This is a genomic window from Pseudodesulfovibrio thermohalotolerans (genome assembly GCF_021353295.2).
Taxonomy (GTDB): domain Bacteria; phylum Desulfobacterota; class Desulfovibrionia; order Desulfovibrionales; family Desulfovibrionaceae; genus Pseudodesulfovibrio; species Pseudodesulfovibrio thermohalotolerans.
Genome location: NZ_CP120635.1, coordinates 3,745,345 through 3,757,903, shown reverse-complemented (window position 1 = coordinate 3,757,903; position 12,559 = coordinate 3,745,345). Strand labels below are relative to the sequence as shown.

The 12,559-nt window shown below is 63.2% G+C and carries 11 protein-coding genes; 6 read left to right on the top strand and 5 right to left on the bottom strand.

Going from position 1 to position 12,559, the window contains the following annotated elements:
- Window position 1: 1 nt before the first annotated feature.
- The gene (locus LF599_RS17640) at window positions 2-1,255 is read right to left on the bottom strand and encodes an HD domain-containing phosphohydrolase (protein WP_279521729.1); all 1,254 of its coding nucleotides are present in this window, start codon (window positions 1,253-1,255) and stop codon (window positions 2-4) included.
- A gap of 309 nt (window positions 1,256-1,564) precedes the next feature.
- Here LF599_RS17640 and LF599_RS17635 point away from each other — a divergent pair, with 309 nt between their 5' ends.
- Window positions 1,565-2,146, top strand: coding sequence for a hypothetical protein (locus LF599_RS17635; protein WP_269940409.1), 582 nt, complete (start codon window positions 1,565-1,567; stop codon window positions 2,144-2,146).
- A gap of 51 nt (window positions 2,147-2,197) precedes the next feature.
- Here LF599_RS17635 and LF599_RS17630 read toward each other — a convergent pair whose 3' ends face one another.
- The 3 genes from LF599_RS17630 to LF599_RS17620 form a co-directional block, all read right to left on the bottom strand.
- Window positions 2,198-3,472, bottom strand: a complete 1,275-nt coding sequence (locus LF599_RS17630) for a transcription antitermination factor NusB (protein ID WP_279521728.1) — start codon at window positions 3,470-3,472, stop codon at window positions 2,198-2,200.
- Window positions 3,473-3,575: 103 nt separating this feature from the next.
- Complete coding sequence (locus LF599_RS17625; protein ID WP_269940410.1) at window positions 3,576-3,758, bottom strand: transport-associated protein; 183 nt, start codon at window positions 3,756-3,758, stop codon at window positions 3,576-3,578.
- A gap of 14 nt (window positions 3,759-3,772) precedes the next feature.
- Complete coding sequence (locus LF599_RS17620) at window positions 3,773-5,674, bottom strand: molybdopterin-dependent oxidoreductase (protein ID WP_279521727.1); 1,902 nt, start codon at window positions 5,672-5,674, stop codon at window positions 3,773-3,775.
- Window positions 5,675-5,855: 181 nt separating this feature from the next.
- On the opposite strand from LF599_RS17620, the gene hisS reads away from it, so the two are divergent.
- The 5 genes from hisS (at window position 5,856) to LF599_RS17595 (ending at window position 11,831) form a co-directional block, all read left to right on the top strand.
- The gene (gene hisS, locus LF599_RS17615; protein ID WP_279521726.1) at window positions 5,856-7,097 is read left to right on the top strand and encodes a histidine--tRNA ligase; all 1,242 of its coding nucleotides are present in this window, start codon (window positions 5,856-5,858) and stop codon (window positions 7,095-7,097) included.
- A gap of 264 nt (window positions 7,098-7,361) precedes the next feature.
- Entirely contained in the window at window positions 7,362-9,182 is a 1,821-nt protein-coding gene (gene aspS / locus LF599_RS17610; protein WP_279521725.1) for an aspartate--tRNA ligase, read from the top strand.
- Window positions 9,183-9,511: 329 nt separating this feature from the next.
- The gene (def, locus tag LF599_RS17605) at window positions 9,512-10,009 is read left to right on the top strand and encodes a peptide deformylase (RefSeq protein ID WP_279521724.1); all 498 of its coding nucleotides are present in this window, start codon (window positions 9,512-9,514) and stop codon (window positions 10,007-10,009) included.
- Window positions 9,997-11,001: a methionyl-tRNA formyltransferase gene (fmt, locus tag LF599_RS17600; protein WP_279521723.1), complete on the top strand. Its 1,005-nt coding sequence runs from the start codon at window positions 9,997-9,999 to the stop codon at window positions 10,999-11,001. The genes def and fmt overlap by 13 nt, the downstream gene beginning before the upstream one ends.
- Entirely contained in the window at window positions 10,992-11,831 is an 840-nt protein-coding gene (locus LF599_RS17595) for a DUF116 domain-containing protein (RefSeq protein WP_279521722.1), read from the top strand. Before fmt ends, LF599_RS17595 begins: the two co-directional genes overlap by 10 nt.
- Before the next feature lie 32 nt (window positions 11,832-11,863).
- On the opposite strand, the gene mobB is transcribed toward LF599_RS17595, so the two are convergent.
- Window positions 11,864-12,403 (bottom strand): molybdopterin-guanine dinucleotide biosynthesis protein B, encoded by a 540-nt coding sequence (gene mobB / locus LF599_RS17590; RefSeq protein WP_279521721.1) that lies wholly within the window; start codon window positions 12,401-12,403, stop codon window positions 11,864-11,866.
- Window positions 12,404-12,559 lie beyond the last annotated feature (156 nt).

The following is a 12,559-nucleotide window of genomic DNA, read 5'->3' as shown; positions in this document are numbered from 1 at the left end:
GCTACCTGGAGGCCTCGGCGAAACGCCGAAACTCCGAAAGGGCGCGGCTCTGGACGATGGTTCGAACTGCGTCGAACCTGTCGTGGTTCTCGATGATGAGATTGACGATGTCCGGGTCGAGGAACCCGTTGTCCGCCATGGAGCGCAGCACGGTCACGACCTTTTCGCGGGCCATCCCCTTGCGGTAGGGACGGTCCTCGGTGATGGCCGTGTGCACGTCCGCCACCTGCATTATCCGGGACCCCAAAGAAAGCTGATCGGCGGTCAACCCGAGGGGATACCCCTTGCCGTTGAGCCGTTCATGATGCTGGCAGGCCCAGTCGGCCACCTCGCCCAGGCCGGAGATGGAGCGCAGGACCTCGGCGCACACCGTGGCGTGGTCCTGGACCTTGACGTACTCGTCGCTGTCCAAAGCTCCCGGCTTGTCCAGCAGGGCCGTGGGCACGGCCAGCTTGCCGATGTCGTGAAGGTTGCCGGCAAGCCGCATGGCCTTCTGTTCCTGCTCGCTCATGCCCGCCAGCTTGGCCAGCAGGACCGCGCTCTCGGCCACGCCCGCCGTGTGGGTGGCCGTGTGGCGGCTCCGAAAGTCGATGATCCGGGTGAAGAAGCTCGAAAAGTCGATAAGCTCATCCGGAGTGATGCGCACGTCGAGCAGGTTCCGGGAAAGCATCTCCCGCACCGGCCTGTCCATATCCTCCACCAACGGCCAGAAAAGACCGCCGTCGGCCAGTTCCCTGAAGGCTTCAAGCAGCCTCGGCGCGTACAGATCCGAGGTGAACCCGGCCACGGCCTGCTCGACCTCGCAGCGTTCGCGGGAGGACGTCCCCACCCGGCGCAGGATGTCGACGCGATCGGCCAGATTGATGATGTTGGCCAGCAACAGGGTTTCCCTGTCCCCCTCCTGGCGGATGACCCGTAAATCGCTCCAGCACGTATGGTGGTACAGGACCATGCGCGAGGCGCGCTCCAGAAAGGGGTGATCCTTGAGCAGCCTGTATCCGACGACGGCGTGTTCCTTCAGGTCCGAGTCGAACTTCAGGCCGTCCAGGGCCAAATCCATGGAAAAAGCCCCGATGTCGTGCATCAGCCCGGCCAGCAGAAGATCCACCAGGGAAGACGCAGGGACGCCCACCTGACTGGCCAGCGCGACCGCCCCCAGGCCCACCCGGCGGTGATGCCCGGTCACTGCCGGGGAAATGTAGTCAAGGGCGGAGGAGATGCCGCACACCAGATCGATGAGAGATACGTCTTTCATAATGGGCAACGACGTTTTCGCGGTTTGAATAGGGAAACACCTGGAAAGTCCGGTCAGCAGCTCCGCTTGCACGGGCATTTGAACGCCGTTTTCACGAAAAAGGGCAAAACACATCCCGCAAGCCGTGTCAACAACGAGCGGCAAACGGAGCGTTCGGGTCTGAAATTCCGGAACCCTGTCAAGTTGATTTTCCCTGCCGATCAAACGCTTTTTCATGCCATTCGCTCCCGCCCGGCCCGTCCGGCGAAAACGCGTGATACGCTTTCCGCGCCGGGATGCCCGCAACCCTAGCAAGCGAGGAACACGCATATGGCAACGAGTGTGATCGAAATCTGCAACAACGCCCTGCTGGACCTGGGAGAGGACGCGATCATGTCCATGGGAGACGACTCCAAGGCCGCCGGGCTGTGCAACCACCGCTGGCCAGCGGTGCGCGACGCGGTACTGCGCGCCCATCCCTGGAACTGCGCCATGGCCCAGGCCGAATTGGCGGCCGGGGCCTCGGCACCACTGTGGAAATGGGCGTACAGGTATGTGCTGCCCACGGACTTTCTGCGGATAATCGCCCTTACCGGCGCGGACGGAGAGGAAATCCGGAATTGGGAAATCCAGGCTGGGATCATCCTTTGCGACGAGGAGGCTCCGGTCTTCATCGCCTATGTCCGTCGCGAAACAGACCCCAAGAGATACGACGCCCTGCTCGCGGAGGCCCTCTCCGCGCGACTGGCGGCCACCCTGGCCTATCCTCTGTCGGGGTCGACGTCCCTGGCCCAGTCCTGCTGGAAGACCTACCAGGACAAACTGGCGGAAGCGCGCGGCGTGGACGCCCGCGAGGGCGTGCCGGAATCCATGAGCCCGGCCACGTGGCTGGGGGCCAAACTCGGAGGCTGACGGACAAGGAGGCAGCGGCCCCGGCGCACGCCGGGGCCGTCGGCCGAAAGGTTATCTCACCAACAGGGAAGCCGCGTAGAAGAACTCGTTGAGCGGCGAATAGGACGGGGTGGTCCATTCACGCTCGACCCGGACCCGGTCGGAATTCTCGGTCAGCCTGGAAACGAGCCCCTGGTTCTCCTCGGGATTGAGGGTGCAGGTAATGACCGCGACCCGTCCGCCGGGCCGGACCTGCTCCAGGGCATTGTCCAGAATCTCCCGCTGCAGGAGGGTCAGGTCGCCCAGATCGGCTGGTTTGCGTTTCCACTTGGTGTCCGGACGGCGGGAAAGCACGCCCAGGCCGGAGCAGGGCATATCCAGAAGGATGGTTCCCGGTACGCGCGGCGGCGTTGCCGTGGCCGCGTTGGCCTCGAAGGTCTCCACCCCCGGCAGTTCGCGGTTGAGCGCGGCCAGCCGTCCCCGGTGCGGGTCGGAGGTGAACACGTCGAGCCCCTTTTCCAGCAGAATCCGGGTCTTGCCCCCGCGACCGGCGCAGGCGTCCCAGACAGGGCCTTCCCAGGCCTCCGGGTCCAGGGCCTCGACGGCCTGGCGCGCGGCAAAGGATTGGCGGGAAAGGGGCGGGGCGGGCTCGTCGTCGAAGGAGATGCCCGCCGGGAGGGCGAAGCTCATGCCCTCGATATCCAACAGCTCCGGCCAACCCGCGATCTCGACGTACAGTTCGTCCGCTTCGGGATGGCCGAAGAGGTTGAAACCGAGCGCCGGGGGCTTGATTTGCGCTTCAAGATACTCGGTGGCCGCCTTCTCGCCGTATTCCCGCCACCACATATCCACCAGCCACTGAGGGCAGGAGTACCAGCGGGACAGGAACTCGGGCAGGGACGCATCCTTACGGAAGAAATCCGGATCGTGGGCATCGTCGCCGAGCTCGGACACCCGACGCAATACGGCATTGAACAAACCTGCCAGGCGGGCGCCCGGTTTGGACTTGGAAAATTCAACGGCCCAATCCACCGAAGCGTAGGCCGGAATCTTGTTCAGAAAAAGGATTTCATAGGCCGCCACGCCCATGGCCAGCCGCATTTTGGGATTGAGCTTGCCCGGGTCCTTGAGGAATCGGGAGAGGACGTACTCGATGCGCCCCTTGAGCCGCAGGTATCCGTAGCTCAGCTCCGTGGCCAGCCCGACGTCGCGCGGATCGTCGACGCCGGAGGAAAGGGCCTCGTCCAGAGCGGCCTGGATGTCCTGCCGGTTCATGAGGCAGCGAAACAGGGCTTCTAGGGCCGCCCGCCTCGCCGGAGGCAGGGGCTTTGTGGAACGTGCTTGCATACCCGCCTCATTACGCGCCGAAAACCCTCTTTGGCAAGAGGCCGAAGCAGACAACGGCGTGACAAGGATTTTACGGGCCGCCCTCAAGGGCGGCCCGCATGGGCTACTCGAAAAGCTTCTTGGCGGCGTCGCCCGCGTCCTTGGCGGCATCGCCCGCATCCTCGGCGGCCTGATCGATCTTCTTGCCGGTCTTCTCCATGGGACCTTCCTCGCTGCAACCGAAGGCCGCGAAGGCGAACAGGAGCAGGCAAGCCACTACCACGAATTTTTTCCACGTTTTCATCATGCAATCCTCCTTGGTTAACGATTTTCCAGGCGGCACGCCTGGCTGTAGTAGGCCGTCCCGGCTCCCATGTCCGTGACCGAAGGCCGGATGACGGCGTTGGCCCCGTGACCGTACTTCATCCATCCCCCACGGCGCATGAGCACGGCTCTCGGGTGCAGGTCTTCGACAATCACAAGCCGAACCTGCATGGCCCCGAGGTCGGTGACCAGAAAAACATCCCTGGCCGGGTCCAGAACGGTCAAGGCCGGGTTGGACCTGGAGATCCATACGGACGGCACCCCGCGCTGGTCGGTCTCGGCTATCTGCGAATGCAGAGACTCCCCACGCACCAGGGTCAGCAGTTGCAGAGGGTAGTCGGGGTCCCGCTCAGGCTCGGGATGCAGCGTCTCCGGGAAGCGGTACAGTCCATCCGGATGGCCGAAGACCATATCCTCGAAGGCCACGAAGGGATGATTAACCTTGGCGAACCCGTTTTCGAGAAGCTCGTCGTAGGAGACGGCGGCAGGTTTGAGCCCCTCGCGCAGGCAGGTCTCCTCGTCCGGAAGGATGATCCGCTCGCGCAACCGCGTCCCCAGGTCGGCCAGGATGTCGAAATCCGGCCGAGCCAGGCCGCGCGGCGCAAGGGCCGGAGCGCAAAGGTTGACATAGTTGTGGACGTAGGAGCCGAGCACGTCGCGCCGTTCGAACATGAACGCGGGCGGCAGGATCACGTCGGCCCGCATGGCCGTGTCGTTCATGAACCCGTCCACCACAACCGTAAACGGCCGGGCCAGCGCGTCGGCCACGGACAGGCCGTCCGGCACCTGGTTGACCACGTTGTGCCCGTCGATCCAGACAAAGTCCACCGAGGGATCGGCGCGACGAAGCTCCGTCCCCAGGTCCTGCAACAGAAAGCTGCGCCGCCTGGACGGTTTCGCGCCGCCCTCGACAAGGTGCGCCCACGAGCCGAAATTCCGGCCGGACGAAATATTGAAATACGCACCGCCGCCGCTCACCCCGATGTTGCCTGAAATCATGGCCACGGCATTGATGAAGCGGACGTTCTCCCCGCCATAGACATGGCGCTGCAACCCCCAGCCGACAAGCGTGGCCACGTCGCCCTTGTCCGAATACCACTCGTAGACCAGCTCCACATCCTCGGCCGAGACCTCGCAGGCGGCGCACAGGTCGCGGAACTTCAATCCGTCGATAAGCCCGCGCAGGGCGGGCCAGTTCCGTGTCCGGGTCAGGACCCACGGGTTGAGGTCCCCCGCCTCCAGATAGAGCTTGAGCACAGCGGCGGCCAGAAAACGGTCCGTGCCGGGTCGGATGATTACGTTGACGTCGGAGAAATCCGGAGTGCCGTCGCCGCCGGGAGAAATGGACAGGACCTCGACGCCTTTCTCGCGACCCTTCCGCAACAGGGCGAGCTGGTGCACGGAGCAACGGGTCAGGTCCCGGCCCCAGTTAACCACCCGGTCCGCATTCAGGATGTCCTCGGGCGCGTTGTGATTCAACGCCCCGAAATCCTTCAGGCACGCCTCGATGCCCGTGTCATCGCACACGCAGCCGCACACGGTGGATGAGCCGAGCCGCTCGAAAAAGACGGAGCTGGCCGAAGCGAGCACGCCCCGGTAGCCGTTCCCGTGAATGTGGAGGATGGACTCGGGCACACCCCGCGCCGCGTCGAGCCTTTCGGCCACCAGGTCGAGGGCCTCGTCCCACCCCACGGGCACGAACGCTCCGCCGCGCCGGACGAGCGGCTCGACGATGCGCTCCTCGGCGTCCAGACGTTCGAAGTATCGGGCTCCCTTGCGGCAGCAGAACCCCTTGGTAAACGGATGCCGAGGGTTGCCCCGAACGGTTCGCTTCTCGGTATCGACCACCAGTGAACAGGCGTCGCCGCAATCCATGGTGCAGGCCGTGACGGTCTTCATGTGCTATCCCCCTGACTCCAAGCTTGGAGGATTTGCGGGGCGGGGTCAAATCAAAAGCACGCCCTGCCGCACCCGGCCGGAAGCGGCCCGCCGCCCACTCTCTTTTTGACAATCCGGGCCGTATGGTCTAACCAGATTCGGTTCCACAGACCCGATCATTTATAAGGATATTGAACGCGAAATGGCGAAAGTACAAAAAATAAAGGGCTTCGCGGACCTTTTCCCGGCAGAGGCCGCCAAGTACACCTTCATGGAATCCTGCGCCCGGGAAATCTTCTCCCGATACGGCTACGGCGAGCTGCGCACCCCCATCCTGGAAAAGACCGAGCTGTTCCAGAAATCCATCGGCGAGGACACCGACGTGGTCGGCAAGGAGATGTTCACCTTCCCCGACCGCAAGAACCGTTCCCTGACCATGCGCCCCGAAGCCACGGCGGGCGTGGTCCGCGCGTTCATCGAATCCAAGACCCATCAGCCGGGCAGCGTTTCGAAATTCTTCACTTTCGGTCCCATGTTCCGATATGAGCGGCCGCAGAAGGGACGCCAACGCCAGTTCCACCAGATCAACGCCGAGGTCTTCGGGGCGGACGAGCCCCAGGCCGACGCCGAGCTGATCCTCATGCTGACCGCGTTCCTGCACCGCATCGGCCTCAAGGACCTGACCGTGGAGCTGAACTCCCTAGGCTGCCATGAATGCCGCCCGGCCTACAAGCAGGCCCTGGTGGACTTCTACAAGTCCAAGGACAAGGCGAATTTCTGCGAGGACTGCCAGCGCCGCATGGAGACCAACCCCCTGCGCGTGCTCGACTGCAAGGTGCCCACCTGCAAGGAGCTGGTCCAGGACGCCCCGGTCATCACCGACCACCTCTGCCCGGACTGCGAGGCCCACTTCGCCGATGTGCGCGCCGTGCTGGACGGAGCAAACGTGTCCTACGCCCTGAATCCCCGCCTGGTGCGCGGCCTGGATTACTACGTGCGCACCTGTTTCGAGGTGACCAGCAACGACATCGGCTCCCAGACCTCCGTGGCCGGCGGCGGCCGCTACGACGGCCTGATAAAAAGCCTGGACGGCCCGGACTGCCCCGGCTCCGGTTTCGCCTGCGGCATGGAACGGCTCGCCCTTCTGCTCGGCGATGTCGAGCCCGAAGCGCCCGACTTCTACCTGGCCGTGGTGGACGGCGAAGCGGCCAACGAGGCCATGCTCTTCGCCCAGGCCCTGCGCGCCAAGGGATTGCGCGGCGAGGTCAGCTTCGCCGGCGGCTCCATGAAATCCCGGATGCGCGCGGCCAACAAATCCGGGGCCCGGACCTGCCTGATCCTGGGCGGCAGCGAACTGGCCGACAATACCATCACCGTCAAGGACATGGCCGGGAACAGGGAACAGGAAACCCTGGACCGGAAGCTGTATCTGGCAAGTCTGTAGAGAGGAATTAAGAAGCCGCTGCGCGGCGATGGACGGGTGACTTCGCCTCCGGCGGCCAAAGGCCGAGGGCCTTTGGAATCCCGTATGCGGCCTTGCCGCAGATGTTTGATAAAAAGCCGTCATAACGCGGGCCCCCCCGCCGAAGGCGCACCAAAAAGTTTTGGAAGATTCTCAAGAAACCTTTTTCAAAAGGTTTCTTGAGCCGCCGGAGGCAAGCCCCCCGCAGGGGCCGCCGGAGGCACTAAATACGAGACTGGAGAGATAATGTCCGAGCAAGAGAGAGATTACGACGAGTACCGCGTCATTGAAGACCTCGCGGGCTGGCGGCGCACGCACCACAACAACGAGTTGACCGCCGCCAACATGGACGAAGAGGTCTGCCTCATGGGCTGGGTCCAGTTCCGCCGCGATCACGGCGGGCTGATTTTCCTGGACCTGCGCGACCGCGAAGGCCTGACCCAGGTGGTCTTCAACCCCGAGGACAATGACGAGGTGCATGAGCGCGCCCACGCCATCCGCCCCGAATACGTGGTGGCGGTCAAGGGCAAGGTCCGCCCGCGTCCCGAGGGCATGGCCAACCCGAACATGGTCACTGGCGAGATCGAGATCGAGGTTTCCGAGTACAAGCTGCTCAACACCTCGGACACCCCGCCCTTCCCCATCGAGGACCGCGTGGAGGTCTCCGAGAACCTGCGGCTCAAATACCGCTTCCTGGATCTCCGCCGCCCCTCCCTGGCCCGGAATTTCATTATCCGCAACAAGGCCGCGCAATCCGTGCGCCGCTACCTGGACGGCCTGGGCTTCCTCGAAGTGGAAACCCCGGTGCTGACCAAGTCCACCCCCGAAGGCGCGCGCGACTTCCTGGTGCCCTCCAGGGTCAACCAGGGCGAGTTCTACGCCCTGCCCCAGTCCCCGCAGTTGTTCAAGCAGATGCTCATGGTCTCGGGCATGGATCGCTATTTCCAGATCGTCAAATGCTTCCGCGACGAAGACCTGCGCGCCGACCGCCAGCCCGAGTTCACCCAGATCGACATCGAGATGTCCTTCGTGGACGAGGCGCTGATCCAGGACATGGCCGAAGGCATGGTCCGGACCCTGTTCAAGGAGACCATCGGCGTGGCCCTGCCCGACGAGTTCCCCCGCATGACCTTCGCCGACGCCATGCGCGACTACGGCGTGGACAAGCCGGACCTCCGCTTCGAGCTCAAGCACATCGACATCACCGACGTCTTCAAGAACTCCGGCTTCAAGGTCTTCGCGTCCTCCGAGCTGGTCAAGGTCATGGCCGTGCCCGGCGGGGCCGAGCTGTCCCGCAAGGAGATCGACGAATACACCAAGTTCGTCGAGATCTACGGCTCCAAGGGCCTGGCCTGGATCAAGGTCAAGGAGGACGGCGAATGGCAGTCCCCCATCGTCAAGTTCTTCTCCGAGGAGGAGATCGCCGAACTGCGTAATCGCACCGGCTGCAAGCCCGGCGACATCCTCTTCTTCCAGGCCGGTCCGGCCGACATCGCCAACGCCGCGCTCGGCAACCTGCGCTGCGAGCTGGGCAAGCGGTTCGGACTCATCAAGGAGGGCGAGTTCAAGCCTGTCTGGATCACCGACTTCCCGCTGCTCGAATGGGACCCCGACGAGAAGCGGTTCGTGGCCCGGCACCATCCCTTCACCTCGGCCCGCCCCGAGCAGATGAAGATTCTCAGGGAAGACCCGGGCCAGGCCATCGCACGGGCCTACGACCTGGTCATGAACGGCTTCGAGGTCGGCGGCGGCTCCATCCGCATCCACACCGAGGAGCAGCAGCAGGCCATGTTCGCCGCCCTGGGCATCAACGACGAGGAAGCCCGCGACAAGTTCGGCTTCCTCATGGACGCCCTCAAGTTCGGTGCGCCGCCCCACGGCGGCATCGCCTTCGGCCTGGACAGGCTGGTCATGATCCTGACCGGGTCCAAGTCCATCCGCGACGTCATCGCCTTCCCCAAGACCCAGAAGGCCACCTGCCTCATGACCGAGGCGCCGTCCGCCGTGCCCAGCAAGCAGCTCCGCGAACTCGGCATCCGCCTGCGCGAGAAGAAAAAAGAAGAATAATGGAAGATGCGGGAGGGAAACCCGACGGCAAGGTTTCCCTCCCGCGTTCCTTTCCTCGACGCATATCGCCGGTTCGCGGGCATCCTTCCGCGAAGCGGCCCAGAATTCGGCCGGTTTCGACAAAGAACTGGCCTTTTGAATTTCCGTACTTATTGAGATAAGAGTCAGTACCTATACGCCGCAAGCCGGACCGAACGCTCCCCGCGTCCGTTCCCGCGGCGCAAGGGGAACAATAAGGGCAAACGGGAACGGATATTCCGAGGCTGACGACAACCAGCCTTATTTCAAGGAATTCTCCTTTCTTATCCCGGCCGCCGGAGGCAAACATAATGAAATTGGAAATATGTACCTGGCCCGACGACGTCCTGGCCGCCAAGGCTGAAACCGTCGGCGAAATAACCCCCGAGCTTCAGGAACTCATCGAAGACATGGTCGAAACCATGTACGAATCCGATGGGGTGGGACTGGCCGCACCGCAGGTGAACCAGTCCATCCGGCTCATCTGCGTGGACCAGACCGGCCCCAAGGAGCGGGGCGATCTGCGCGTCCTCATCAACCCCGAGATCGTCGAATCCGACGGCGAGGTGGAGTCCGAGGAAGGCTGCCTGAGCTGCCCCGAACTCAACATCACGGTCAAGCGCAAGCAACGGGTCAAGGTCAAGGCGCAAAACCGCGAAGGCGAGGACGTCTGCCTGGACACGGAAGGCTTCCTGGCCATCATCCTGCAGCATGAGATCGATCACCTGAACGGCGTGACCCTGGCCGACCGCACGGGCCGCCTGAAGAAAGCCATGTATCGCAAGAAGGCCGCGAGATGGAAGAAATAGCCGGTTCCAGCCAGAACACGCCCGAATCCTGGGGCGCGGTCGACCTCAAGCCCCTTCGGGTAGTCTTCATGGGCACCCCGGACTTCGCGGCCGAAGCGCTGAAAATCCTGCTCAAGTTCGATGCGGCGGACATCGTCGCCGCATATACCCAGCCGGACAGGCCCTGCGGACGCGGACGCCAGTGCAAGCCCTCGCCGGTCAAGCAGGTGGCCCTGGAAAACGACATCCCCGTATTCCAGCCCGTAAATTTCAAGGACCAGGCCGATGTCGATGAACTGGCGGCCCTGAAACCGGATGTGCTGGTGGTGGCGGCCTACGGGCTGATTCTGCCCCAGTCCGTACTCGACATCCCGACCGTGCTGCCGCTGAATATCCACGCCTCGCTGCTGCCCCACTGGCGCGGCGCGGCCCCGATCCAGCGGTCCATTGAAAACGGCGACGTGGTCACCGGCATCTCCATCATGAAGATGGAGGCCGGGCTGGACACCGGACCGGTCATGGTTCAGCGCGCCCTGCGCATCGGGCACAACGACCACGCCGGGACCATTCACGACGAGCTGGCAAAGCTGGGCGGCATCTGCATCTGCGAAGCCATGGCCCGCCTTCAGACCGGCGCCTACGACCTGAAACCCCAGGATGATTCGTTGGCCACCTATGCGAAGAAACTGGAAAAGAAGGAAGGGGAAATCGACTGGAATCAGCCTGCCGAGAAAATCCACAACCGCATCCGCGCCATGTACCCGTGGCCCGGCGCGTTCTTTGACTGGACCAACCCGGAAGGCAAATCCCTGCGCCTCAACGTGACGCCCGGCGAGGTGTCCGGCGAATCCGCTCCCAAGGTCGCTCCGGGCACGATACTGGGCGAAATGGAAGGAAAGCTGGCCATCACCACGGCAGACAGGATATATCTGACACCCGAGGTCAAGCCGCAGGGCAAAAAGGCCATGGACGCCACGGCCTTCACCTGCGGATACATGAAGGAATGCAAATAGGTACACCCCTGGACCAGCCCCGGTCCGTCCATCGGGCGCGCAAACGCCTTTTCATCGGCTTGATCAGCATCGCCTGCCTGGTCATTTGCCTGTTTCTGGCCCTGCTCTGGCTGGTGCCCTACATCGGGCTGGACAACATCCACCCGTCGGCCAAATGGGTGCTCGGCGCGGTTGTCGTGGGCCTCATCGGGCTGGTCTGCGTGGCCTATTGGGGATTGTTCCTGAACATCGTCACCAAGAAGCCCCTGCCCGGCGCACGCCGTTTCCGGGGGCTGACCATCAAGCTGTTCCTGCCGCTCATGGTCCTTCTGGGCCGCGTATTCGGCATCGAAAAGGAACTCATCAGACTCTCGTTCATCTCCGTGAACAACGACCTGGTCCTGGCCGAGGCCGGACGGTACGCGCCGAAAGAAATACTCCTGCTCATGCCGCACTGCCTGCAAAACTCCAAGTGCGACCGGCGGTTGACCTACGATATCAACAACTGCGTGCGCTGCGGAAAATGCTCCATGGCCGGGCTGCTCGACCTGCACGACAAGTACGGGGTGAACCTGGCCATCGCCACGGGCGGGACCATCGCCCGACGCATCGTCGTCCAGCTCCGGCCCAAGCTGATAATCGCCGTGGCCTGCCACCGCGACCTCTCCTCGGGCATTCAGGACACCTATCCCCTGCCCGTATACGGCGTGCTCAACGAGCGGCCGCACGGTCCCTGCCTCGACACCACGGTATCCCTGCCCATCGTCGAAAAGATGCTCAGCCGCTTCATCGACCCGAACAAGGCCAAGGACGGTCGGACCATCTCCACGGGCGAGGCCGCCCGGCCGTAACCGGGCAGTCGCCCCGCGCACAACGCCGCCCCCTAGTCGTGGGTGGCCCACATGCCGTTGTAGACCCAGCCGTAGTATTTACGGGCGATATGCGCCGCCACCTCGGAGGCCTCGTCCAGGCCGAACTTGGGCACGTCGACGGTCACGCTCTGGTCCGAGACCATGGCGATGAGTTTTTTGTCCTGCTGGTTATTCCGGCCGCAAAGAGGATGATCGTGCGCCTCCTGGCGAAAAACCTCGATCTTGGGCTGGTCGGAATTGAAGTACCCCTCGGCCAGAACCACGTCCTTGTCGGCGAACAGGGTCTCGGCGAGTTCCTCCAAAGAGCGTTCACGGTCCACGGTCTGGATCATGGCCACGCGGTCGGGCGAGGAGACCACCACGGTCTCGGCCCCGGCCTGCTTGAGCCGCCAGGAGTCCTTGCCCTTCACGTCCATCTCAAAGGTATGGGCGTCGTGTTTGACCGCGCCCACGGACAGGCCGAGCTTTTGCAGTTCGGGCACAAGTTTTTCCAAGAACGTGGTTTTACCGGCTTTTTTCTTGCCGATGATGCAAAATATATGCTGAGTCATTTAAAGCCCCTATGAGTTAAGATACAGAAACGCGCCCGGACGACCGCCAAGGTCCCGGACGCGGCACAGCCATACACTTCAGTTTATATAAAGGGCACAAAGGGCGCAATCCTTTACAACCCGGAAGCCGGGTGCCAATATTATATGGATACGACC

What these genes read in the sequence shown, in the direction of transcription:
- LF599_RS17595 (WP_279521722.1), top strand. Translation starts at nt 10,992, where the DNA reads ATGCAAATAGGTACACCCCTGGACCAGCCCCGGTCCGTCCATCGGGCG.
- aspS (WP_279521725.1), top strand. Translation starts at nt 7,362, where the DNA reads ATGTCCGAGCAAGAGAGAGATTACGACGAGTACCGCGTCATTGAAGAC.
- def (WP_279521724.1), top strand. Translation starts at nt 9,512, where the DNA reads ATGAAATTGGAAATATGTACCTGGCCCGACGACGTCCTGGCCGCCAAG.
- LF599_RS17630 (WP_279521728.1), bottom strand. Translation starts at nt 3,472, where the DNA reads ATGCAAGCACGTTCCACAAAGCCCCTGCCTCCGGCGAGGCGGGCGGCC.
- hisS (WP_279521726.1), top strand. Translation starts at nt 5,856, where the DNA reads ATGGCGAAAGTACAAAAAATAAAGGGCTTCGCGGACCTTTTCCCGGCA.
- LF599_RS17620 (WP_279521727.1), bottom strand. Translation starts at nt 5,674, where the DNA reads ATGAAGACCGTCACGGCCTGCACCATGGATTGCGGCGACGCCTGTTCA.
- mobB (WP_279521721.1), bottom strand. Translation starts at nt 12,403, where the DNA reads ATGACTCAGCATATATTTTGCATCATCGGCAAGAAAAAAGCCGGTAAA.
- LF599_RS17640 (WP_279521729.1), bottom strand. Translation starts at nt 1,255, where the DNA reads ATGAAAGACGTATCTCTCATCGATCTGGTGTGCGGCATCTCCTCCGCC.
- LF599_RS17635 (WP_269940409.1), top strand. Translation starts at nt 1,565, where the DNA reads ATGGCAACGAGTGTGATCGAAATCTGCAACAACGCCCTGCTGGACCTG.
- LF599_RS17625 (WP_269940410.1), bottom strand. Translation starts at nt 3,758, where the DNA reads ATGATGAAAACGTGGAAAAAATTCGTGGTAGTGGCTTGCCTGCTCCTG.
- fmt (WP_279521723.1), top strand. Translation starts at nt 9,997, where the DNA reads ATGGAAGAAATAGCCGGTTCCAGCCAGAACACGCCCGAATCCTGGGGC.